This window comes from Amycolatopsis sp. lyj-90, assembly GCF_046549035.1.
Classification (GTDB): domain Bacteria; phylum Actinomycetota; class Actinomycetes; order Mycobacteriales; family Pseudonocardiaceae; genus Amycolatopsis.
In genome coordinates this window covers 52,141-75,025 of the sequence record NZ_JAJPWP010000008.1, presented here as the reverse complement: position 1 = coordinate 75,025, position 22,885 = coordinate 52,141, and the positions used below count along the sequence as shown (strand labels likewise).

The following is a 22,885-nucleotide window of genomic DNA, read 5'->3' as shown; positions in this document are numbered from 1 at the left end:
CAGGCGAAAAGCGGGTACCCACCAGCATGACCCCGGTACGCGGACACATCGCACGTTGGAAACGGAGAGGTGACACTCTCGCGCTGGCTTGGACGCTGATCACCGTCGGCTTGGCCGCGATGCTGTGGGTGTCGGGGTTCCGTGCCTGGCCGGTCTATCTGACGGCGGTGCCGAGTGCCGTCGTCTCCGTTCTGCTGTGGATCGGCGTCGTGCGCACCCGGCGTCGCACGAACGCCGGGTCATGACGTCATTTCCACGGTCCCGCACCGGATCCGGCCGGGTGACGATGCACCGGTAGGGGCAGGCGGCTGAGGGGCGAAAGACATGGGGGCGGTGGTCGCGGCGCTCGCCGCGGGCTGCGCGGTGCTGGCGGTCTTCCTTTCCGGTGACGCGGTCCGCCCGGACCGGCCGGATCTCGAAGTGACACTGGTCGCGGCGGCGCTGGTACTGGCGGCGTTGCTGGCATTCGGAAAGTCCCGCGGGACGAAGATCTCCGCGCTGGTCTGCGCCGCGGGCGCCGCGGGCTGGGCGATCTACTGCCTGAGCACCGATCTCGGCAGCGGCACACCAGGAAGTTCGACGGCGGTGCTCGTGGTCGCCGCCGTCGTCTCGCTGGTGGCGGCCGCACTCCCCCGGCCTGCCCGGTGGTGGTTCGCGGTCCCGCTGGTGGTGGCGCTCGCGGCGGGAACGGTGACCGCGGTGACGGTCGTCCCCGCGCTGGCGGTGCGATCCACGACGGCGACGACCGTCGCGGCACCCCCGCTCGCCGACAAGGTGGCGACGTCACCGTGGAAGTGGACGTCGCCCGCCAAGGTGCTGGACGTGGTCGCGGCGGGTGCCGGGGTCGCGGTCGCCGGCTCGGGCGGCGAGATCACCGCGCTCGACGGGCCGACCGGCGCGGTGCGCTGGACCTACGCCCGTCCCGGTGCCCACGTCCGCGCGCTCGTCCCCACGCCGGACAGGCTTCTGCTGCTGGCCGTCTACGCCCCTTCCGGCGGCGGCACGGACCGCCATCACCTGACCGTTCTCGACGCGTTCACCGGAGTTCCGCTCCAGGAGAAGCTGATCGAGGACGTGCACGGCGCGGACCTGCTCGCACCGACCTCCGCCGTGTTGCCGTCGCTCGTGCATCTGGGGGACGTCAACTTCCGTGTCGACGCCCTCGACCTGCGCGGCGGGAACACACGGTGGTCGTGGCAGGCGCCCGCGGGCTGCGTCTCGCCGTTCGCGTTGCCCGCGAGCGGCCGTGACGTGGTGCTGGCGCCGCTGCTGTGCCAAGACCGGCTCAGCGTGCTCGGCCTGGACGAACGGACCGGCACACCGCGCTGGGAGCACCGGCTACCGGTGACGCGGCCGTCCGATGAGAAGGCCGACTACTACCTGCACGCCGCACCCGGTGGCGGCACCGTTTCCCTGGCCCTGCGGTACTCCGGCCTGGCCACCGGCGACAACACCGACGTCGTGCTCGACGCCGCCACCGGCACCATCGTGTCCACAATGGACCCCAGGGCGCCGAAGCGGGTCACGCTCGGCCCGGTGGCCGTCTCGGAACGCGACGAGAACGGGAAGATCACCGCGGCCACGCTGGACGGCGGGGTGGCCGTCGATCTCGCCGCCTGCCCGGACCGGCGGGCGCACGCCACCACCCGGACGGCGTACCTGCGCCTGTGCGCCGACCCCGGCGGCAAGCTGGTGGTGCATCGCCAGGAACTCGATGGGTCGACGGCGTCGAGCCTCCCCGTCGACTGGCCGTCCCCCGACGACACGACCATCGGCCTGCTGTCGAGCAGGGCACGACACGCGCTCGTCCCCGCGCCCGGCGTCCTCGTCGCGGCGCGCGGCGGTGACGCCCCGGTGTTCGGCTTCCCCGCGACGGGGTGAAGGCCCCCTTCGCGAGGAAGGGGGCCTTCACGTGCTCGAACCGACCGCGAGGTCATCCGCGCTTGAACTCTTCCCAGGTCACCTTCTTCACCTGGGGGCCGTCGTCCTTGGCGTGGCTCGCCAGGCCGTTGAGGCCCTTGAAGTAGTCACCGGCCTGCGCCTGCGCCTGCGGCGACATGTCGGTGTCGCTGATCGCGATGCCGTGGATGTGCTCCGCCCAGTTGCCCTGGCTCGGGGTGCGGTGCCAAGCGGCGAACCCGACCTCACGCAGCGCCTTCACGGCGGCGGTCTTGTTGGAGATGTTGTTCACCGAAATGTCGACCGCGCCACCGCCGTCGTGCGTCCCGCCCGAGGCGCCGACCCCGCCGGCGTTGTACGAGCCCTGGGTGACGGTGAACTTGACCCCGGCCTTCTTCTCCGCGGCCGCGATCATGTCGGCGGTGCGCTTGTTCACCGTCTTGCCGTCCAGGCTGGTCTTCGCCCCGACACCGAACGGCGCGGTCACCGTGTAGCGGCCCTTGCCCAGTTCGGCCAGCGAGCCCTTACCGGGCAGACCACTGGCGGCCAGGCCGCTGTGCCCCAGCGACTTCTGGTACTTCGCGTACGCCTTCACCGTCGAAGTGCCGAAGTGCCCGTCGACCTGCTTCTTGTCGAGCAGGTTCTTCGCCGCCAGCGCCTCCTCGACGACCTTGACGCTCGGACCGGAACCCGGCGTGATCGCCTGGTCGGCCTTGTAGGGATCCCACATGGCGGCCTTGACCACGGCCTCCATGTTGACCGACGGTGCCGCCACCGCGGCCTGTCCCGCCGTCATCCCGAACGCGGCTCCGGCCAGAGCGGTGAACATCGCGGCGGTTGCCACCTTGCGCATGACTGCTCCTTCACTCGGTGCTGCTCCCTGTGAACAGCTCGTGTTCGACACTGGCCTGCCGGAGGGGTCGTCCGGAACCACCTGTACGGATCGTCTGACGTCAAAAACCGCAGGTTGACAGCGTTTGACAGGGTGACGGCCCGGCTGATCCCGCTGGTCGGCGCGGCGATCGGAGCGGAGTTCGCGATATAGTTACCCGGCCGCGCAGAGTGACGAAAATCGTTGTCACGTCTGACACGATCGCGAGGGGGAGCGTGCCGGGAGAACGGACACCGGAGCTGGAAGCGTTCATGGCCGAGCTGCGGAAGCTGCGGACGCGGGCAGGCGAGCCGTCGTTCCGGAAGATGGCCGCGAAGTCGGGCGCCGTCTCCCACGCGACCCTGCACCTCACCGTCACCGGCAGGCGGCTGCAGCCGTGGGAGACCGTCCGCGAGTTCGTCCGCGCCTGCGACGGTGACGAAGAGGAATGGCACGCCCGCTGGCAGGGTGTCCAGCTCGTGCTGTCCGCCGGCCGCGAACCGGCCCCCGCGCCCGCCGCGCCGAGATGGCGGTCCAAACGCGTCCTGGCGCCGCTGGCCCTCGTCCTCGTCGCCGCGATCGCCGCCGTCGTCGTCATCCTGCTGCCGGGTGAGCAGGACGCGCGGCCACCCCATCCCGGTGACTCGGCCGGCTTCATCACCGACGTGACGATCCCCGACGACACCGCGGTCAAGCCGGGCACGCAGTTCGTGAAGGTGTGGGAGATCAAGAACACCGGCACGGTCGAATGGCGGAAGCGGTACCTGCGCCGCACCGACCTCCCGGTCGCGCCGGGCACCTGCCGCACCCCGGAGCGGATCCCGGTCAACGACACCGCGCCGCAGGGGCACGTGCAGGTGACGGTCACCGTGAGCACTCCGGCGACCGCCCCGGTCGACTGCAAGATCTTCTGGAAGATGGTCGACGAACAGGACCGGGAACTGTTCCCCGCCAACAAGCCGATCTACTTCTCCGTCCTCGTCCGCGCTTGAGCGCCGAAAACACCTCGTTCGACCGGGAAAGTGCGCTAGCCGCCGCATTCCGGGCTGCCTACGCTGAATTCTGCGCACCGGAACCCAAATGCCTCGGGAGTCTCCAGTGAGAACAACGAGAATCGTGTTCTGCGCCTTGGTCGTCCTCGGCGCCACCGGCCTCGCGCCCGCCACGGCGGCGTCGGCGGGACAAAACGCGTTCACCTTGTCCAGTACCGCTTTCGCCAACGGCGGCGTCATGCCGAAAGTCCACGAGTGCACCAGCGGCGGCGGGCAGGATCCTGCCAAGAGGAACGAGTCGCCACCGTTGGCCTGGTCGGGCGCTCCCGCGGCGGCCAAGAGCTACGCGATCGTCATGCGCGACCTCGACAACGCCAACCTCATCCACTGGGTCATCTACGACATCCCGGTGACCGCGACCTCGCTCCCCCAGAACGTCGAGCACGCGTACCGGCCTTCGGTGCCCGCGGGCGCCCGGCAGATCTACTACCGCGGAAGCGCCAGTCTCTACGGCTATCAGGGACCGTGCTCGCCCTCGACGGTGAACACCTACGAGTTCGTCGTGCACGCGCTCGACCGGGCTTCGCTGACCGGCTTGACTTCCAGTTCGTCGACGCAGACCGCCGCCAGGGCGATCACCGCGGCCTCGCTCGGCACGGCGAGGATCAGCGGCGAGTCGTAGCTCGGTGACATCGGCGGCATACACAGAGCCATCCCTTGATCAGTCCCGAGTCCGCGGCCGGAGGCGGGCTGATCACCCGTGGCAAAATCGGCCCAATGCAGATCGGGATGCTCGGCCCTTTCGAGGTTCGCACGGATGAAGGCGTCCTCGCCGACGTGCCGGGCGCCCGGCTGCGCGGGCTGCTGATCGCCCTCGCGCTCGAACCGGGCCGTGTGGTCCCGAAAGCGACGCTCGTCGACTGGATCTGGGGCGAACAGCCGCCCGCCGACGCGACGAATGCCTTGCAGCGCTTGGTTTCCCGGCTGCGAAAGGTGCTACCGGAAGGAGCCGTCGAGGGACAGACGGACGGCTATCGGCTGAAGGTGGCGCCCGACGCCGTCGACGCCGTGCGGTTCGAACGTCTCGTCGGCCAGGCTCGGGGCGACGAAGAACCGGAGCGGCTGCGCGAAGCCCTCGCCCTGTGGCGCGGCGCGGCCATGCAGGACGTGGGTTTGCAAGACAGCGAGGCGTTCGACGCGGCGGTCACCCGGCTCGACGGGCTGCGCCTGACGGCACTGGAAGACCGGTTCGACGCGGAGATCGACCTCGGCCACGGCGCGAAACTGGTCACCGAACTGACCGACCTGGCGGCCGCGCATCCCCTGCGCGAACGGCTCGTCGCCGCGCTGATGCGGGCTCTCGCGGCGACAGGGCGCGACACCGAAGCGCTGCTCGTGTACCAGCGCACCAGGGAAGCCCTGGCCGACGCGCTGGGCGTCGACCCTTCGCCGGAGCTGTCCGCGGTGCACGTCGCGCTGCTGCGGGGCGAGCTGGGACGGCGCGAGGAGAACCGCAAGACCAACGTGCGCGCCGAGCTGACCAGTTTCGTCGGCAAGGACGCCGATGTCGCCACGGTCCGCGAACTCGTCACCGAACACCGGCTCACCACCCTGATCGGGCCCGGCGGTTCGGGAAAGACCAGGCTGGCCACGGAAACCGCGCGAACCCTGCTCGGCGATCTGCCGGACGGGGCCTGGCTGGTGGAACTCGCGGCCATCGGCGCGGACGGGGATCAGGGGGGCGGGCCCGAAGGGCAGGGGGGCGGGAAGAACATCGCCCAGGCGACGCTCGCCGGGCTCGGGCTGCGGGACGCGCTGCTCGGCGACTCGCCGAACGCCGAACCCACCGAACGGGTCATCGCCGCGATCCGCGAGCGGGAAGTACTGCTGATCCTCGACAACTGCGAGCACGTGATCGAGTCGGCGGCGGCCTTCGCGCATCGGGTGCTCGGGGAATGCCGCCGGCTGCGGATCCTGGCGACCAGCCGGGAACCGCTCGGCATCACCGGCGAGGCGTTGTGGCCCGTCGTGCCGCTGGGCGTACCGGACCGGCACGCCGGTCCCGGCGAGATCGAATCCTCCCCCGCCGTCAAGCTGCTGCGGGACCGGGCGGGCGCGGTGCGCAAGGATCTCGTGGTCGACGAGACCACGTTGGCCACGATGGCCCGGGTGTGCCGGGTGCTCGACGGGATGCCGCTCGCGATCGAACTGGCCGCGGCGAGGCTGCGCACGATGTCCATCGACCAGCTCGCCAACCGGCTCGACGACCGCTTCCGCCTGCTGACCGGCGGCAGCCGCACCGCGTTGCCCCGGCACCGGACGTTGCGCGCCATGGTCGACTGGAGCTGGGAGCTGCTGACCGAAGCCGAACGGACGGTCCTGTCCCGGCTCTCGGTGTTCTCGGGCGGGGCGAGCCTGGAAGCGGCCGAGCGGGTCTGCGTGAGCGAGGCCGTCGAGCAGTACGAGGTGCTCGAATTGCTCACCGCGCTGACCGAAAAGTCGCTGCTCGTCGCCGCGGGCGACGAAGCGCCGCGCTACCGGATGCTCGGCACGATCAAGGAATACGCCGAACACCGGCTCGCCGAAGCGGGCGAAACGGCGCTGGCGCGCGAGGCGCATCTCGCCTACTTCACCGAGCTCGCCGAGGCCGCGGAGCCGATGCTCCGCCGTACCGAGCAGCTGGAATGGCTCGCCAAGCTCAACGCCGAGCACGACAACATCAGTTCCGCGATGCGCGGCGCGCTCGCGGCGGGTGACGCACCGTCGGCGATGCGGCTCGCGGCGGCCTGCGGCTGGTACTGGTGGCTCAGCGGGCACCGGGCGGAAGGCATGGAGCTGGTCAGCGCGGCCGTCGAAACGCCCGGCGAGGTACCCGACGGGGTCGGGGCCGTGGTGTACGGACTCGTCTCGCTGTTCGTGAGTTCCGGTTTCGCCGACGAACACACCGCGGCGAAATGGATCCACGAGTCGTACCGGCTCAGCCGGACCACCGAAGCGAATCACCCGCTGCTGGGTCTCATCGTCCCGCTGGAACGCATGCTGCGGGGCGATGAGACGTTGTCCGCCTGGGAACCGGTGCTGGAGGACGAAAACGCCTGGGTCCGCGCGCTGGGCAGGCTGCACCTCGGCAAGATGCGGATCACGCTCGGCCACCCCGGACCGGACGCGGAAACGTATCTCGAGCGTGCGCTCGCCGAGTTCCGCGCCATCGGCGAACGGTTCGGGATCTCGTTCGCCCTGACCGAACTGGCGGACCGGCTCGCCACGCGCGGCGAGTTCGCCACCGCGTGCGAGTACTACGAGCAGGCGGTCACGGTCGTGGCCGAGGTCGGTTCCGTCGAGGATCTCATCCGGTTGCGGTCACGCCAGGCGCAGCTGTTCTGGCTGCTGGGCGACGCGGACGCCGGCGCGGCCGCCGCGGCCGAGGCGGAGCGGTACGCCGAACGGGTCACCTGGCCGGGGGCGCTGGGCATGCTGGCCCTTTCCCGGGCGGAACTCGCCTACTGGCGCGGGGAAACCGAGGAAGCCAAGCAGCAGCTCACCCTCGCGACGAGCGTGATGGGCGAGGAAGCGGGCCTCGGGCACGTCCGCGCCATCACCCACGACCTGCTGGGGTATCTCTCCGACGATCTCGAGGAAGTCCGCGCGCACCGGGAGTCGGCCTGCCAGGCTGCGGCCGAGGTACGGCACGTGCCCCTGATCGCCCACATGCTCGTCGGCGTCGCGGACCTCGCGCTGCGCCGCGACGAGCCCGAGCAGGCCGCGCGGCTGCTCGGGGCGGCCGACGAGCTGCGCGGGCTGCCGGATCGCTCCCACCCGGACGTGACGAGGATCGAGGGCACAGTGCTGCGCCGCCTCGGCGAAGCGAAGTTCGCGGAGGCGGCGCAGGAGGGAAGCCGGATGGACTGGAAGCACTTGGTCGAGGTCACGCTCGCTTCTTGAACGTCGAGGACGCCCACAGGTAGCCGGCGAGCGCGATCCCGGCGCACCAGCCGAGGGCGGGGATCACGTCGCCCGCCGCCGGCGCGCCGTTGAGCAGGCCGCGCAGGGTCTCGATGATCGGGGTGAAGGGCTGGTACTGCGCGAACTCCCGGAGTCCGGGCCCCATCTTCTCGGCCGGCACGATCGCGCTGCTGAAGAACGGCAGCATGATCAGCGGTACGGAGGCCATCCCCGCGGTTTCCGGGGACTTCGCCGCCAAGCCCAGCGCGACCGTGAGCCAGCCCGCCGCGAAACCGAGCAGCACGACGATCCCGACCACGCCGAGCCACTCGAGGAAACCCGCCGCAGGGGAGAAACCCAGCAGGAAGGCCACTCCGGTGAGCGCCGCGATGGCGACCAGGTTGGTCAGCACGCTGGCGATGACGTGCCCGGTCAGCACCGCGCCGCGAGAGACGTCCATGACCTTGAAGCGGTTGATGATGCCCTTCGTCATGTCGGAGTTCACCGCCGTCGCCGTGGCGCCGAGCCCGTAGCAGACGGCCAGCAGCATCAAGCCCGGCGTCGCGTAGTCGATGTAGTCGACGCCGACGCTGAACGCGTCTCCGAACACGTACACGAACATCAGCATCATCACGACCGGCATCAGGATCGCGTTGAAGACCGAGGTCGGGTTGCGGGTGAGATGTTTGAAGTTGCGGCGCAACATCACCAGCGAAGGCGATTTGGCGCTCATGGTGTGAGTGGTCGTGGTCTCGGTGGTCGCGGTCCGGGTGGTCACTTGGCTGCCTCCGTGCTGTGGCCCGTCAGGGCGAGGAAAACGTCGTCGAGATCAGGGGTGTGGACGGAGAACTCTTCGGCCGCGATCGCGTGCTCGTCGAGCGTGTCCAGGAGCGAGCGCAGGGATTTCGTCCCGCCGTCGCTGGGGACCCGCAGGGCGAGCGCCTCGTCGTCCCGCGTGGAGCCGGGGAAGATCCGTGCCGCCGCGTCGAGTTCGGCGACCGTGGTGAACCGGAGCCGGACGTGCGTGCCGGGCATCTGGCGCTTGAGTTCGGCGGGGGTGCCGCTGGCGACCAGGCGGCCTCCGTCGAGGACCGCGATCCGGTCGGCGAGCTGGTCGGCTTCCTCGAGGTACTGGGTGGTGAGGAAGATGGTCACGCCGCCGTCCACCAGCTCGCGGATGATCGACCACATCGTGCGGCGGCTGCGCGGGTCGAGCCCCGTGGTCGGCTCGTCGAGGAAGATGATGCGCGGATCACCGACGAGCGTCATCGCCAGATCCAGTTTCCGGCGCATCCCCCCGGAGTAGGTCGACGCCGGCTTCCGCGCCGACTCCACCAGGTCGAACCGCTCCAGCAGTTCGGTCACGACCCGCTTGCCGCCGGAGGCCCGCCGGTTCAGGTCCACCATCAGCTGCAGGTTCTCCTGCCCCGTCAGCAGTTCGTCCACCGCCGCGAACTGGCCGGTGACGCCGATCGCCGCGCGCACCGCCTTGGCGCCGGTCGTGATGTCGTGCCCGGCGACCATCGCCGTCCCGCCGTCGGCCTTCATCAGGGTGGTCAGGAGGTTCACCGTCGTCGTCTTGCCCGCCCCGTTCGGGCCGAGCAGGGAGAAGATGGTGCCCGCCGGGACATCCAGGTCGATGCCGTCGAGCACGACTTTGTCGCCGAAGGTCTTCCGCAGCCCGGAGACCGTGATCGCTGAATCTTTCATGGGTCTCACTGTGGGCGGCCCGGCTGACACGCCCCCGCCACGGCGCTGACACGGGTGGTGTCAGCGCCGTGTCAGGCACGTGTCAGGCCTCGCACGAAAGGTGGTCGTCACAACCACCACGAAAGGCGAACCCGATGACTCAGACCGTCCCGCAGGGCCTCCCGATGCAGCGCGACGCGGGTCCCTTCCACCCGCCCCGCGAGATCACCCGGCTGCGCGACGCCCGCCCGGTGAGTCCCATGGTGTTCCCCGACGGCCACGAGGGCTGGCTCGTCACCGGCTACGACGAGGTCCGGCAGATGATGGCCGACACCCGGTTCAGCTCCCGCCAGGACATCGGCATCCTCCACCTGCCCTACGAGACACCGGGGATGCCCGCCCAGACCGAACCTTCCCCGCCGATGCCCGGCATGTTCGTCGCCATGGACCCGCCGGACCACGGCCGGCTGCGGAAACGGCTCACCGGCGCTTTCACCGTGAAGCGGATGAAACAGCTCGAAGAGCGCATCATCGAGATCACCGAACGGCAGCTGGACGCGATGGCCGGCCTCGTCCCGCCGGTCGATCTGGTCAAGGAGTTCGCGCTACCGGTGCCGTCACTGGTGATCTGCGAACTGCTCGGTGTCCCCTACGAGGACCGGGAGAACTTCCAGGCCGACTCCGCCCAGCTCATGGTCAGGGACCAGACGATGGAAGAGAAGATGGCCGCGTTCATCGGAATGAACACCTTCCTCACCGAACTGGTCACGCGCAAGCGCGAGACACCCGGCGACGACATCCTGTCCGACCTCGGCCGCTACGAAGACCTCACCATCGAGGAGCTGGCGGGCGCCGCGTTCCTGCTGTTGCTCGCCGGTCACGAGACCACGGCCAACATGCTGGCGCTGGGCACTTTCGCGCTCCTGGAGAACCCCGGCCAGCTGGCCGAACTGCGGGCCGACGCGGAACTGCTCCCCGGTGCCGTGGAGGAACTCCTCCGGTATCTGTCGGTCGCCGACATCTTCTTCCGCTACGCCACCGAAGACCTCGAACTCGGCGGCGAAACGATCCCCGCGGGATCGACCGTCGTCGTGTCGCTGCTGGCCGCCAACCACGACCCGCGGCGCTTCACCGACCCCGGCACCCTGGACATCCACCGCAACGCCCGCGGCCTGCTGTCCTTCGGCCACGGCGTCCACCAATGCCTCGGCCAGCAGTTGTCGCGGATCGAGATGCGCGCGGGTTTCGAGGGGCTGCTGCGGCGTTTCCCCGATCTCGAGCTCGCCGTCCCCGCCGACGAGGTCAAGCTCAAGACCGACATGAACATCTACGGCGTGCACGAATTGCCGGTCACTTGGGGGGAATCGGACCGGTAGGTGGTCGCAGGTCCGTGAAGGCCTCCTTGCCTACCCTGAAGGTAGTGAAGGAGGCCTTCACGGACTACGTGATCGCCCTCCGCAGCCGCAGTGACCCGGACCCTGCGCGATTCGTCGGCGGATGCTGCACGATCGGGCACGAAAGGACTTCGTCGCGTTCGCGGCGTCGTCCGTTCGGACCAGCGTGCGGCAACGCCGCTATACCTTCGTGTAATGACCGAGATTCGCGGCGGGCCGCTGCGGCCATTGGTGACGTTGCTGAAGGAATTGCCGGGCGATCGGCCCGTGTTCACCGATGCGCACCGGACCCTCACTTCCGGGGAATTGCTGGACTCGAGCGGCCGGTTGGCGACGGGGCTGGGAATCGCCCGCGGCGACCGGGTACTCGTGCACCTGGGCGGGCGCGTCGAATTCGCCGAATACTGCCTGGCGGTGCTGCGGGCGGGCGGAATCGGCGTTCCGGTGAGCACGCGGTCGACGGCGGCCGAATTGACGCGGCTGGTGGACGACTCCGGCGCCGGTCTGCTGGTCACGGAGGAAAGGCACGCCGCGATCGTGCGCGAGCTTCAGTCCGAGCGGCCGCTGTTGCGGGTGGTGTTCGCCGAGGACGAGCCGGCACCCGCCCGGGGTGAGCCGCGGGACGACCTCGGCCTCGACGAACCCGCCTGGCTGCTGTACACCTCGGGCACGACCGGCCACCCCAAGGGCGTGCTGACGACGCAACGTGCGGTTCTCTGGTCGTCGGCGGCCTGCTACGGCCCGATGTACGGGATCTCCGGCGCCGACACCGTTCTGTGGCCGCTTCCGCTGCACCACGCGTATGCGTTGTCGCTGGCTTTCGCCGGGACGATCGCGCTGGGCACGCACACCAGGATCGTCGGCCACGATCTGCCGGGAGCGCTCGCGGCGCATCCCGGCAGCGTCCTCGCCGGTGTCCCGGCGACCTTCCTGAACCTGCGGCAGGAGATCCGGGATTCCCTGCCCGCGCCGCGCCTGTGCCTCTCCGGGGGCGCGCCCTGCACCCCGCCGGTCCGCGCCGCTGTGCGGGAACTGTTCGGCATCCCCGTCCTCGACGGTTACGGCAGTACCGAGACCAGCGGCAAGATCGCCGTCCAGCTCCCCGGCGAGGACGAGCTGACTCCCTTGCCGGGGATGGAGATCCGCGTCGTCGACGGGCAGGTCGAGGTGCGGGGTCCCGGCGTGGCGCCGAGCGCCGCGGGAGTGAACGGCTGGTACCGGACCGGTGACGCGGGCAGGCTCGACGGAGGGCGGCTCACGATCGACGGCCGGGCCGACGACGTCATCGTGTGCGGCGGCCAGAACGTGCACCCGACCGAGATCGAAGCGGTCATCGCCGAATTCCCGGACGTGGACGACGTTCTCGTGACGGGAAGACCCGACGAGGTCCTCGGGGCGGTACCGGTGGCGTTCCTCGTTTCCGGCTCCGCCGAGCTGGACCTCGGCGAGGTGCGGCGCCTGTGCCACCGCCGGCTGTCCCCCTTCAAGGTCCCGGTGGCCTTCCACCGGATGGAGAGCCTTCCCCGGACGCCGTCAGGGAAAGCGAAGCGGCACGCGTTGCGGGTCCCCCGGCCCGACGACGTCGAAGCGCTGGTGCGCGAGGCGACCGCCGAACTGTGCGAGGACGACCTCGGCGAGCGATGGCGTGACCGGCCCTTCGCCGAACTGGGCCTGACGTCGGTGGGCGGCGTGCACCTGCGGCACCGGCTGGCCGACGCGACCGGCCGCGACCTTCCCCAGTCGCTCGTCTACGACTTCCCCACCCCGGCGGCGGTCATCGCCGAACTGGAACGGCTGCTGTCCGGGGAAATCCGCCCTGCCAGCACGGAAACCACGCCCGCTCGCGCCGACGAACCGATCGCCATCGTCGCGACGGCGTGCCGGTTCCCCGGCGGCGTGACCTCGCCCGAAGACCTGTGGAACCTGGTGGCGGGCGGCGTCGACGCCACCGGCGACTTCCCGGCCGACCGGGGCTGGGACCCGGCGGCGCTGTACGACCCGGACCCGGGCCGGATCGGCGGGTCCACCACCCGCCGCGGCGGATTCCTTTACGACGCAGCGGACTTCGACCCCGCCCTGTTCGGCATGTCCCCGCGCGAGGCCCTGGCGACCGACCCTCAGCAACGGCTGCTGCTGGAGACGTCGTGGGAGCTGTTCGAACGCGCCGGTCTCGACACCGCCACGGTGCGGGGCAGCGACACCGGCGTGTTCGTCGGGGTGATGCACGAGGACTACGCGAGCCGCTTCGAAGGGCACCAGCTGGAAGGACGGCTGGGCATCGGGTCTTCGCACGCGCTCGCGTCCGGCCGGATCTCCTACACCTTCGGCTTGACCGGCCCCGCGATCACGGTCGACACCGCGTGCTCCTCTTCGCTGGTCGCGCTGCACTGGGCCGTGCGCGCGCTGCGGGCCGGGGAATGCTCGCTAGCCGTCGCGGGTGGCTCCACGGTGATGTCGACGCCGCGCACGTTCCTCGAATTCAGTCGCCAGCGTGGCCTTTCCCCGGACGGCCGGTGCCGCTCCTACGCGGCGGGCGCGAACGGCACGGCCTGGGCCGAAGGGGCGGGTGTCCTGCTGCTGGAGCGGCTGTCGGACGCCCGCCGGAACGGGCATCCGGTCCTGGCGCTGGTGAGCGGCTCGGCCGTCAACTCCGACGGGGCGTCGAACGGGCTGACGGCGCCGAGCGGGCGGGCGCAGCGGGCGGTGATCGCGTCCGCGCTGGCCGACGCGGGCCTGTCGGCGATGGACGTCGACGCCGTCGAAGGGCACGGCACCGCCACCCCGATCGGCGATCCGATCGAGGCGGAGGCGCTGATCGCCGCGTACGGCGGCGGACGCGACCGGCCGTTGTGGCTCGGGTCCGTGAAGGCCAACATCGGGCACACCCAGGCGGCGGCCGGGGTGGCCGGCGTGATCAAGATGGTGGAAGCGCTGCGGCACGGGCAGTTGCCGCCGTCGCTGCACGCCGAAGATCCGAGTCCTCGTGTCGACTGGTCCGCGGGTGACGTGACCCTGCTCGCGGAAGCTCAGGACTGGCCCGCCGGACCGAAACCCCGGCACGCGGGGGTTTCCGCGTTCGGGATCGGCGGCACGAACGCGCACGTCGTCGTCACGGAAGCGCCACCGCCGATCGAGACCGGACACGCGGCGTCCCTTACGGCGCCGTGGCTGCTGAGCGCCGCCGACGAGGGCGCGCTGCGAGCGGTCGCCTCAGGGCTGCTGGCGACGGCCGGCGGCCGGGACGCGAACGACATCGCGTTCACCCTCACCACCCGCACCCCACTGGAACACCGCGCGATGGTCCCGTCCGGCGATCTCACCGCACTGCACGCGCTCGTCACGGGTGACCGCCGCGGCCGGACCGTGCGCGCCCCGGCGACCGCGGCGTACCTGTTCAGCGGGCAAGGCGCACAGCGCCCGGGAATGGGGAAAGTGCTGTCGGACGGCTTCCCCGTGTTCCGCGCGGCGTTCGACGCGGCCTGCCAGGCGCTGGGTGGGCAGGTCCGCGACGTCGCGTTCGACGGCGGCGACGCGCTGAACCGGACCGACCACGCGCAGGCCGCGCTGTTCGCGTTCGAGGTCGCCCTGTTCCGCTTGCTGGAATCGTGGGGTGTCCGGCCGGGCGTCGTCGCCGGGCACTCGATCGGGGAGATCGCCGCCGCGCACGTCGCCGGTGTCCTGTCGCTCGAAGACGCGGGGATCCTGGTGTCCGCGCGCGGCCGTCTGATGGCCGCTTTGCCACCCGGGGGCGTCATGATCGCGGTCCGGGCGGCCGAGGACGAGGTCGCGCCGCTGGTCGGGGAATTCGCCGACCAGGTGGCGATCGCCGCGGTCAACGGTCCCCGATCCCTTGTCCTGTCCGGAACCGAGAGCGTGACGGAAGCGATCGCGGCCCAGTGGCCGGGTTCCACGCGGCTGCGCGTCAGCCACGCGTTCCATTCGCCGCTGATCGATCCGATGCTCGCCGAGTTCCGCGAGGTCGCCGCCGGGCTGACCCACCGGAGCCCGGAAACCACCCTGGTCTCCGGGCTGACCGGCCGCGCGATCACCGGCCTCGGCCCGGACCATTGGGTGCGGCACGCCAGGGACACGGTCCGGTTCGCCGACGCGCTGGACACCGTGGCCGCGGCGGGAACCGGTATCTGCCTGGAGATCGGCCCGTCGGCCACGCTCAGCCGGATCGCGGGAGCGGTACTCCCCGCGGTGTCCACTATGGACACCGAGCAGGGAGTACTGGAGGCGGTGGGCGAACTGCACACCGCGGGAGTGCCGGTCTCGTGGCGAGCGGTGTTCGGCGGCGGTGCGCGCCTGCTCACCCTGCCGACCTATCCCTTCCAGCGCGAGCGTTTCTGGCTCGACCCGCAACCGCGCCGGAGCCCGGACGACGGCGGGCACGCGATGCTCGGCCCGGCGCTGCTCGCACCCGACTCGCCGAGGATCGTGCACGGCGGCTCGGCGGGTGTGCGCGCGCACGGCTGGCTCGCCGACCACGTCGTCGGCGGCACGACGCTGTTCCCCGCCACCGCTTTCGTTGAGATCGCCTTGCACGCGGGCGAAGCGGGGGTGGCGGAGCTGACGATCGAGGCTCCGCTGCGGCTCGGCAAGACCGCCGACGTCGCGCTCCAAGTGGTCGTGGACGGGACCCGGATCGACATCTACGCCAAGGACGAGGGCGACTGGACGCGTCACGCCACGGGCCGCCTGTGCCCGTCCGACGTCTTCGCGCAGCCGTGGAAGGGCGAGTGGCCGCCTCCCGCCACCGAATCCGTCGATCTGGACCGGGCCTACGCGGCCCGCGAGTACGGTCCCGCCTTCCGCGCGGTGACGGGCCTGTGGCAGGACGGCGACGAACTGTTCGCCGACGTCGCGCTCCCCGAGGGCGTCGACGGCCGGTTCGGCATCCATCCCGTGCTGCTCGACGCGGCCGTGCACACCTTGGCGCTGGCCGAACCGGCGGACGCCGAGGTGCGCGTGCCGTTCCTCTGGAGCGGCGTCCACGTCTTCACCCCCGCCGTGCGCCGGGTTCGAGTCCACTGTGTACGGACAGGTCCCGGCGAAGCCCGCGTCGAACTCTTCGACCCCGATGGCATGCCCGTCGCGGTGGTCGAATCCCTGCTCACCCGGCCACTTCCCGCCGAGAGCACGATGCTCTACCGCCCGCACTGGGTCCCCGTCCCGGCCGCGCGCGCCGACGACGTCCGGATCATCGACGGTGACGACGTCCGGACCGTGCTCACCGCGCTGCAGGACACGGTCCCGCGCGGGGAACGCACGGTCGTGGTCACCCGCACCGCGACCGATCCGGTGGGAGCGGCGGTCTTCGGGCTCGGGACGGCCGCCTCGACCGAGTACCGCAGCCTGGTCACCGTGGTCGAAGCAGGCGCCGAAGTCCCCGTGGAGAAGGTGCGCGAACTCGTCGGCGGCAACCCCGAACCCCAGCTGGCGATCCGGGACGGCGTACCGCACGCGCTGCGGATCGCCCGGACCGCGCCCGCGTCCGCCCGGCCGATCGATCCGGCGGGCACCGTGCTGATCACCGGCGGCACCGGTGCGCTCGGCGCGGCGCTGGCCCGCCATCTCGTGTCCGCGCACGGTATCCGGCATCTGCTGCTCGTCAGCCGTCGCGGCCTCGCCGCACCGGGCGCGGAAGAGCTCCTCCGGCTGCCCGCCGACGTGCGGATCGTCGACGGCGACATCGCCGATCCGGCTGTCGTCCGGCATCTGGTCGACTCGTGCGATCCGCCGTTGACCGCCGTCGTGCACTCCGCGGCGGTCGTCGCCGACGCCGCGTTCACCGCGCAGACGACCGCGGGGCTCGAGACCGTCTTCCGCCCGAAGGCCGACGCCGCCCAGGTCCTGCACGAGGCGACACGGCATCTCCCGCTTTCGGCTTTCGTGCTGTTCTCTTCCCTGGCAGGCACTTTCGGCAACGCCGGGCAGGCGAACTACGCCGCCGCGAACCGCTCTCTCGACGCGCTGGCCGTCCGACGGCGCGCCGAAGGCCTGCCCGCCACGTCGATCGTCTGGGGCCTCTGGGATCTGGAGGCCGGGCTCGGCTCGCTGATTCCCGACGCGGCGAGGCATCGCATCCAGTCCTCCGGGGTGGCCGGGCTGACCCTGGAGCAGGGGCTGGCCCTGTTCGATGCCGCGATCGGGCATGCCGAACCGGTCCTGATCGCCGCCCGGCTCGACCCCACGGCCGCCGACCTGCCCCCGATCGCCGACGGACTCGGACGCCCCGCGTCGAGACCGGCGCCGCCCTCGCCGGACCGGCGCTGGCCGGAGCGACCCTCGGAGGACGAACTGCGAGACCTGCTCCGCGTCGAGCTCGCCGAAGTCCTCGGCCACCAGGATCCGGACACGATCCCCGAGGACAAACCGTTCACCGACCTCGGGCTCGACTCGCTGGCCGTCATCGACCTGCGCACCCGGCTCCGCGACCTGACCGGGCTGGAACTGCCCGCACGCGTGCTGTTCGACCACCCGACGGTCATCGAACTCGCCGGGCTCCTGCGCGAACGGCGGTCAATGTCTGGCTGAGCGTCAAGGCGGAGAGGGCGACGGCGAATCCGGTGAGCTGCCAGCCGGTGAGGGTCTGGCCGAGCACGAAGAACCCGGCGGCGGTGGCGACCAGCGGGTTGGTCAGCGTGAGCAGGGAGACCGACGCCGGGGCGAGGCGGTCGATGCCGCGGAACCACAGCGGATACGCCAGCGCGGTGGTGACGATGCCGATGTAGCCGTAGCCGAGCAGGTTCGCGGTCGTCAGCGAGCCGGGGATGCCTTCGAACAGGAGCGTCGCCGGGGCGAGGACGAGACCGCCCAGGGTCAGCTGCCAGCCGGTCATCGCCAAGGGATGTTCGGGGCGGCCCCATTTCTTGGCGAGGACCAGTGCCACGGCGACGAGTCCGACGGCGCCGAGCATGGCGGCCAGGCCGAGCGGGTCGAGCCGGGCCTCCGACGAGAGTGTCAGCAGGGCGACACCGCCTGCCCCCGCGATCGCCGCGAGCAGGATCGGCGCCGGTGTCCGGACGCGAAGTACCGGTAGCGCGAGCAGGGCCACCATCAGGGGCTGCAGGGCGCCGAGGGTCGCGGCGACCCCGCCAGGCAGGCGGTACGCGGCGAGGAAGATCAACGGGAGGAAGGCGCCGAAGTTGAGCATGCCGAGCACCGCCGTCTTCCACCACCAGGACCCGTGCGGGAGCCGCCTGGTCAGGGCCAGCAGGAGCAGCCCCGCCGGGAGCGCCCTCAGCACGGCGGCCAGCAGCGGCCGGTCCGGGGGCAGCAAGGTCGCGGTGACCACGTAGACGGTGCCCCAGCTGGCCGGTGCCAGCGCGGCGAGCCCGGCGGCGCGAAGGTTCGGTCTCGCGGATGACGGCTCACCTGGGACGACGGGCCGCTCGGCGATGATCGCCATGATGTCTCCTCACTGATAATCTCAACGTTGAGATAACAACAGCGAGTTCTGTCAATGTCAAGTCTCTTAATGTTGAGATGAGTGGAGGCGCAACGTGGCCGACGCGGTGGACGCGGTGATCGGGCTTTGGCGACACGAGCGGCCGGACCTCGAGGACAAGCTTTGGCCCGCCGAGGTGATCGGGCGCATCCAGCGGCTTTCCCGGATCCTCGAGAAGAAGCTCAAGGAGTTCAACGCCGAGCACGGCCTGGAGTCGTGGGAGTTCGACGTTCTCACCACACTTCGCCGCTCCGGGGAGGCCGGCGGCTTGACGCCGGGAGCGCTCCTCAAGGCCGCGATGGTCACCTCGGGGGCGATCACGAATCGCATCGACCGCATGGAGACCAAGGGCTTGGTCGAACGGGTGCGCGACAGCGACGACCGCCGGTCGGTCAAGATCCGGCTGACCGACAAGGGACGGCAGGTCGTCGACGAGGTTTTCGTGCTGCACCTGGAAAACGAGGCCGGACTGCTGCCCGACCTCGACCCGGCGCGGTGGGCCGAGCTGATCGGCGGCCTGCGGCTGCTGCTCGAACACTTCGGCGACACGTCACTGGAGTGACTCCAGCACGGCGGCCAGCGCCGCGTCGGTGTCGGCACCGAGCTCCCGGACGGCCCGGGCGTACTCGTCCGCGGCGGCTCGCAGCAGGACCGCTTTGCCGGGACGGTCGGCGAGTTCGGCGACGACCGTGCCCTTGGCGCGCGCGGTGTGCACCCAGCCGTTCTCTTCCAGTTCCCGGTAGACCCGCGCCACGGTGCCCGAAGACAGGGCCAGATCCCTGGCGAGTTGCCGGATGGGCGGCAACCGAGTGCCCGGCGCGAGCGCACCGGCGGTGATCAACCGGACGACCTGGTCCCGGACCTGCCGCCACGGCGCGATCCCGAGATCCGTGTCGACGACCACCTTCAGTGGCATCAGGCAGCCTCGGCACGCGACCGGTGGGCGAGGTTGTACCAGCCGGCGAACCCGGCGACGACCAGGATCCACGAGCCGAGGTTCGTCACTTCGGGAATCGCCAGGGTCACGGTGGCGGCCAGGCCCAGCCCCGCGGCCACCCGCGCACTGCGGACCCGCAACGCGCCGTCGGCTGCACTGTCCCCTGTGGACGGACGACGCACGGCGAGCAGGATGATCAGCCAGGTGACCGCCGAGACGGCCGCGGCGATCCCGAGCAGCGCCCACCAGCGATGGACCACGAGCCAGGCCGTCGCCGCCGCGACGATCGTCGCGTAAGTGACCAGACCCCACACCGGGATGAGCCCCGACACCGCACGCCGATCCAACCCCGCCTCACGGCGAGCGCTCTTCGGCGGCCGCTGAGCGAGCACCTCGGCGATCAGCGCACCGACGAGCAGGGTGGCCAGGAAGAACGCCGTACTGTCGCCCCGCACCCCGGCGGCGTCGGCCAGCACCGGCAACCCGAGGAACAGCCAGGGGTACCAGAAGCGGCGGCGCCGCAGATAGCGCACGGCCTCGGCGACGTCCGACTGCGAAGGATCGCCGACGCCCCACCGGCGCAGCACCTTCGCTCCCTGTGTTTCGCCCGGCCACAGGAGAATCAGGATCACCACGCCGAACAGACCCATGATCAGGGCGTCGGCCACGATGTTGTCGAACGGCACGATCGAACCTCCCGTCTTGTATCAAGCACATGATACAAGACGGCGGGACTCCCGCGCGGCGAGAGCGGCCCGTAGCGCCCCGCCCCTCGACCGACAGCCGAACAAGGACGTCGCGCCCCAGACTGTCTACATAGGACACTTTACGGAAAGATGCGCCGCGATGACGCCGCTCTCAGAAAAACAACCTCGCCGCTCGCGACACATCTTTCCCTTGAGGAAAAAGAATTCTGCCCGTTCGATCAAGCCCAGCCGAGCGGGGTCACCTCCGCCGCCGACGTCCACGGGCCGCGTCCGCCCGCCTCGGTGAGAGCACAGAAGCGGACATAGCGGGCCCGTGTCGGCCAGAAACGCAGCGTCTTCAGGACGGCGTCGTCGGGGAAGGTCCCGGCGGCGACCGGGCTTCCCCAGGCCGAACCATCGGTGCTCAGATGGATCTCGTAGCCGCCGACGCGGCCGTGAGCGGAGCCGTCCTGGCGCGGCAGATAGGTCAGACCGGTGACGGTGCGGGCCGCGCCCAGGTCGAGCTGCAGTTCGTGGGGCAGCGGGTCCTCCCCACCGGACCACTTGGTGTGCCAATGGGTGGCCGGATTGCCGTCGATGGCGTTCGTGGCGGCGCCTGACTTACCCGAGGTCTCCTGACTGTCGGCCGAGCGGACGGTGGCCGCGAGCGGCCCGGAGCCCATGACCGGGTCGCTGATGGTCTCGGCGCCGGTCTCGACGTGGCCCGCGAAGCGGCGAAGGAAGCCGTCGGGCCCCTGAACGGTCAGGTCGTACCAGCCGCTCATGCCGCCTTCGGTGCTGAACCAGTCCTCGACCGTCGCGCCGGAGGCGACCGAGTACGTCCACGGCCCGCCACCCCGGTTGCCGGTGCGCACGGTCAACTGGCACGCGGCGCCGGCGTTGGTCATCTTCAGGTACACGACGCCGGAACCCGGGCGCAGCACGACTTCCGGATTCGGTTTGCCCCCGGTGGTCGCGGTGATCCGGTTACCGGCGAACCGCCGCAGGAAACCGTTGGGGCCGTGCGTGGTGAGGTCGTACGCGCCGTCCGGCGAACCCACCTGCCAGTAATCCGAGAGGGACGCCCCGGCGCCGACGGTGTAGCGCCACGGTCCGTCGGTCCGATGCGCGGTGGCGTAGACGTAGAAGTGCGCGCCCGCGGCTCCGGTGTTGCCGAAGTCGATCCAGAACCGCTCCGCCGTCACCCGGCCCGACGCCGTCACCTGATAGGGCAACGGCCGCGCCGTCTTGACCCCGCTCTCCGGTATCGGCGGCTTCTGCACGGAAGGCGGCTGTGGCTGGGTGTTCCACGGCCCGCTCGTCGGCACCGGCTTGGTCAGCGCCGGGTAGGTGGCGCCCGGCACCGTGGTGTCCAGCGCCGAGGTCAGGTCACCGCAGACGGTGCGCCGCCACGGCGAGATGTTCGGTTCGCCGACGCCACTCCACCGTTCCAGGAACCGCAGCACGGACGTGTGGTCGAAGACCTCCGAGCACACCTTCCCGCCCCGGCTCCACGGCGAGATGACGAACATCGGCACCCGCACGCCCAGCCCGATCGGCTCGCCGGAGACGAACTCGTCGGTCGTGGCCACGGAACTCTTGCCTTCGTCGTCGGAGGCGGGCGGCGCCGGCGGCGGCATGTGGTCGAAGAATCCGCCGTCCTCGTCGTAGGTCAGCAGGAACAGCGTCTTGTTCCACACCCCGGGTTTGGAGGCGATCGTGTCGAGGATCGACTTGACCAGGTCCGCGCCGGTGTTGGGGCCCCAGGCGGGATGCTCGGTCTGCGATTCCGGCGCGACGATCCAGGACACCGCGGGGAGCTTGCCCGCGTCGACGTCGGCCTTGAAGGCGCTCAGCAGTTGCTTCGGCGCGACACGGGCCAGCCCGCGGTCGTAGAGGGCACGCTCGCCCGCGGTCAGGGCCGCCACGCCCGCCGCGAGTCCGTCGAGCAGCCGGGTCCGTTCGGCGGCCGAGGCCGAATCGAGGGCGTAGTAGAAGTACTCCAGCTTCGGGAAGGCCTTGCCGGAGGAGTCCTTCACCTTCGACAGCGCCTTGGCCCCGACGGCGAGGAAACTGCTGAAGTAGTCCAGCGAATTGTCGCCGTAGTTGTCCCATTCCTGATAGACCCGCCAGCTGCGGCCCGCGGCCTGGAGGCGCTCGGCGTAGGTCTTCCAGGTGTAGCCGGTGTGCCCGGGGTTCTGCCAGGCGTCGTTGCCGATGGCGCGGGTGGTGCCGTCCGGCTCGAACCCGAGTTTGCCGGTGAACAGGTACAACCGGTTCGGGTTGGTGGGGCCCAGTTCCGAGCAGTGGTAGGCGTCGCAGACGGTGAAAGCGTCGGCGAGCTCGTGGTAGAACCGCAGCGCCGACCGGGTGTGATAGGTCAGCGAGCGGACACCCTTGGCCGCGCGCCACGCGTCGTGACGGCCCTTGTTCCATGCCCGGTGCCCGCCGGACCAGCTGTGGTCGACGTCGGCCATGAACTGATCGTCGATCGCGTAGGGAAGCAGCGTGCCCGCGCCGTCCGGCTGCTGGAAGACCGAAGCCCCCGAGGGAAGTTTGATCGCGGCCGGATCGTTGAAACCCCGGACGCCGCGCAGGGTCCCCAGATAGTGGTCGAACGACCGGTTCTCCTGCATGAAGACCACGACGTGCTCGATGACGTCGAGTCCGCCCGTCGGGGCGTCGGCGGCGAGCGCCTGCCGGACGCTCTCCGGGAGCAAGGTGAAGGCGGAAGCCGCACCAGCGGCCTTCAGCAGGGTACGACGGCGCACGGAGCCCTCCAGAAACTGCGTTGAACCCGCTCGAACATGCTCGAAACTGCACCTTTGGTGCGACTATCGAGCAGATAGAAACATATCGACCGGCTCGGGTTCAAGAGTTCCGTCTCCGCGCTGCATGATCGGAGCAACAAGACGCGACTTTCGGAGGATGGCATGCCGCCGCTTCGCCCAGCGACCTCGCCGGAAGGCCGTGATGGGGGCCGCCCCCCTTGAACGGCCCCCACCCGGTTCATCCGGCCGAA

15 protein-coding genes are annotated in these 22,885 nt (G+C 70.6%); 8 read left to right on the top strand and 7 right to left on the bottom strand.

The features are described 5' to 3' along the window. Window positions 1-26 precede the first annotated feature (26 nt). On the top strand, window positions 27-245 hold the full coding sequence (locus tag ACLJPX_RS29400) for a hypothetical protein (protein WP_101612818.1): 219 nt from the start codon (window positions 27-29) through the stop codon (window positions 243-245). A gap of 79 nt (window positions 246-324) precedes the next feature. Next, complete coding sequence (locus ACLJPX_RS29395) at window positions 325-1,881, top strand: PQQ-binding-like beta-propeller repeat protein (RefSeq protein ID WP_410603601.1); 1,557 nt, start codon at window positions 325-327, stop codon at window positions 1,879-1,881. Window positions 1,882-1,933: 52 nt separating this feature from the next. On the opposite strand, the gene ACLJPX_RS29390 is transcribed toward ACLJPX_RS29395, so the two are convergent. After that, window positions 1,934-2,752 (bottom strand): peptidoglycan-binding domain-containing protein, encoded by an 819-nt coding sequence (locus ACLJPX_RS29390; protein WP_101612816.1) that lies wholly within the window; start codon window positions 2,750-2,752, stop codon window positions 1,934-1,936. A gap of 254 nt (window positions 2,753-3,006) precedes the next feature. Here ACLJPX_RS29390 and ACLJPX_RS29385 point away from each other — a divergent pair, with 254 nt between their 5' ends. The 3 genes from ACLJPX_RS29385 (at window position 3,007) to ACLJPX_RS29375 (ending at window position 7,704) form a co-directional block, all read left to right on the top strand. After that, window positions 3,007-3,762, top strand: coding sequence for an NBR1-Ig-like domain-containing protein (locus ACLJPX_RS29385; protein WP_410603599.1), 756 nt, complete (start codon window positions 3,007-3,009; stop codon window positions 3,760-3,762). Window positions 3,763-3,886: 124 nt separating this feature from the next. Next, entirely contained in the window at window positions 3,887-4,444 is a 558-nt protein-coding gene (locus ACLJPX_RS29380) for a YbhB/YbcL family Raf kinase inhibitor-like protein (protein ID WP_410604057.1), read from the top strand. 95 nt (window positions 4,445-4,539) lie between these two features. Further along, window positions 4,540-7,704: a BTAD domain-containing putative transcriptional regulator gene (locus ACLJPX_RS29375; RefSeq protein WP_410603597.1), complete on the top strand. Its 3,165-nt coding sequence runs from the start codon at window positions 4,540-4,542 to the stop codon at window positions 7,702-7,704. On the opposite strand, the gene ACLJPX_RS29370 is transcribed toward ACLJPX_RS29375, so the two are convergent. Both ACLJPX_RS29370 and ACLJPX_RS29365 read right to left on the bottom strand, forming a co-directional pair. Further along, complete coding sequence (locus tag ACLJPX_RS29370) at window positions 7,688-8,437, bottom strand: ABC transporter permease (protein WP_410604056.1); 750 nt, start codon at window positions 8,435-8,437, stop codon at window positions 7,688-7,690. The two genes, ACLJPX_RS29375 and ACLJPX_RS29370, sit on opposite strands and share 17 nt — an antisense overlap. Before the next feature lie 41 nt (window positions 8,438-8,478). After that, window positions 8,479-9,414 (bottom strand): ATP-binding cassette domain-containing protein, encoded by a 936-nt coding sequence (locus tag ACLJPX_RS29365; RefSeq protein WP_410603595.1) that lies wholly within the window; start codon window positions 9,412-9,414, stop codon window positions 8,479-8,481. A 134-nt stretch (window positions 9,415-9,548) separates the two neighbouring features. Here ACLJPX_RS29365 and ACLJPX_RS29360 point away from each other — a divergent pair, with 134 nt between their 5' ends. After that, window positions 9,549-10,769, top strand: a complete 1,221-nt coding sequence (locus ACLJPX_RS29360) for a cytochrome P450 (protein WP_410603593.1) — start codon at window positions 9,549-9,551, stop codon at window positions 10,767-10,769. Between the two features lie 213 nt (window positions 10,770-10,982). Further along, window positions 10,983-17,327, top strand: a complete 6,345-nt coding sequence (locus ACLJPX_RS29355) for an SDR family NAD(P)-dependent oxidoreductase (protein WP_410603591.1) — start codon at window positions 10,983-10,985, stop codon at window positions 17,325-17,327. On the opposite strand, the gene ACLJPX_RS29350 is transcribed toward ACLJPX_RS29355, so the two are convergent. Beyond that, window positions 17,278-18,201: an EamA family transporter gene (locus ACLJPX_RS29350; protein WP_410603589.1), complete on the bottom strand. Its 924-nt coding sequence runs from the start codon at window positions 18,199-18,201 to the stop codon at window positions 17,278-17,280. The genes ACLJPX_RS29355 and ACLJPX_RS29350 overlap by 50 nt on opposite strands. 94 nt (window positions 18,202-18,295) lie before the next feature. Between ACLJPX_RS29350 and ACLJPX_RS29345 the strand changes: the two genes are divergently transcribed. Then, window positions 18,296-18,802 (top strand): MarR family winged helix-turn-helix transcriptional regulator, encoded by a 507-nt coding sequence (locus ACLJPX_RS29345; RefSeq protein WP_410603587.1) that lies wholly within the window; start codon window positions 18,296-18,298, stop codon window positions 18,800-18,802. Here ACLJPX_RS29345 and ACLJPX_RS29340 read toward each other — a convergent pair. The 3 genes from ACLJPX_RS29340 to ACLJPX_RS29330 all read right to left on the bottom strand — a co-directional run bounded on the left by ACLJPX_RS29340 (window position 18,791) and on the right by ACLJPX_RS29330 (window position 22,634). Further along, window positions 18,791-19,156: a GntR family transcriptional regulator gene (locus tag ACLJPX_RS29340; RefSeq protein WP_101612807.1), complete on the bottom strand. Its 366-nt coding sequence runs from the start codon at window positions 19,154-19,156 to the stop codon at window positions 18,791-18,793. The genes ACLJPX_RS29345 and ACLJPX_RS29340 overlap by 12 nt on opposite strands. Beyond that, complete coding sequence (locus ACLJPX_RS29335) at window positions 19,156-19,863, bottom strand: hypothetical protein (RefSeq protein WP_410603585.1); 708 nt, start codon at window positions 19,861-19,863, stop codon at window positions 19,156-19,158. The genes ACLJPX_RS29340 and ACLJPX_RS29335 overlap by 1 nt, the downstream gene beginning before the upstream one ends. A 239-nt stretch (window positions 19,864-20,102) precedes the next feature. Beyond that, complete coding sequence (locus ACLJPX_RS29330) at window positions 20,103-22,634, bottom strand: phosphocholine-specific phospholipase C (protein WP_410603583.1); 2,532 nt, start codon at window positions 22,632-22,634, stop codon at window positions 20,103-20,105. Window positions 22,635-22,885 lie beyond the last annotated feature (251 nt).

Bases quoted from the DNA above. Each gene is read 5' to 3' on its own strand.
- ACLJPX_RS29400 (WP_101612818.1), top strand. From the start codon at position 27: ATGACCCCGGTACGCGGACACATCGCACGTTGGAAACGGAGAGGTGAC.
- ACLJPX_RS29395 (WP_410603601.1), top strand. From the start codon at position 325: ATGGGGGCGGTGGTCGCGGCGCTCGCCGCGGGCTGCGCGGTGCTGGCG.
- ACLJPX_RS29390 (WP_101612816.1), bottom strand. From the start codon at position 2,752: ATGCGCAAGGTGGCAACCGCCGCGATGTTCACCGCTCTGGCCGGAGCC.
- ACLJPX_RS29375 (WP_410603597.1), top strand. From the start codon at position 4,540: ATGCAGATCGGGATGCTCGGCCCTTTCGAGGTTCGCACGGATGAAGGC.
- ACLJPX_RS29370 (WP_410604056.1), bottom strand. From the start codon at position 8,437: ATGAGCGCCAAATCGCCTTCGCTGGTGATGTTGCGCCGCAACTTCAAA.
- ACLJPX_RS29365 (WP_410603595.1), bottom strand. From the start codon at position 9,414: ATGAAAGATTCAGCGATCACGGTCTCCGGGCTGCGGAAGACCTTCGGC.
- ACLJPX_RS29360 (WP_410603593.1), top strand. From the start codon at position 9,549: ATGACTCAGACCGTCCCGCAGGGCCTCCCGATGCAGCGCGACGCGGGT.
- ACLJPX_RS29355 (WP_410603591.1), top strand. From the start codon at position 10,983: ATGACCGAGATTCGCGGCGGGCCGCTGCGGCCATTGGTGACGTTGCTG.
- ACLJPX_RS29350 (WP_410603589.1), bottom strand. From the start codon at position 18,201: ATGGCGATCATCGCCGAGCGGCCCGTCGTCCCAGGTGAGCCGTCATCC.
- ACLJPX_RS29340 (WP_101612807.1), bottom strand. From the start codon at position 19,156: ATGCCACTGAAGGTGGTCGTCGACACGGATCTCGGGATCGCGCCGTGG.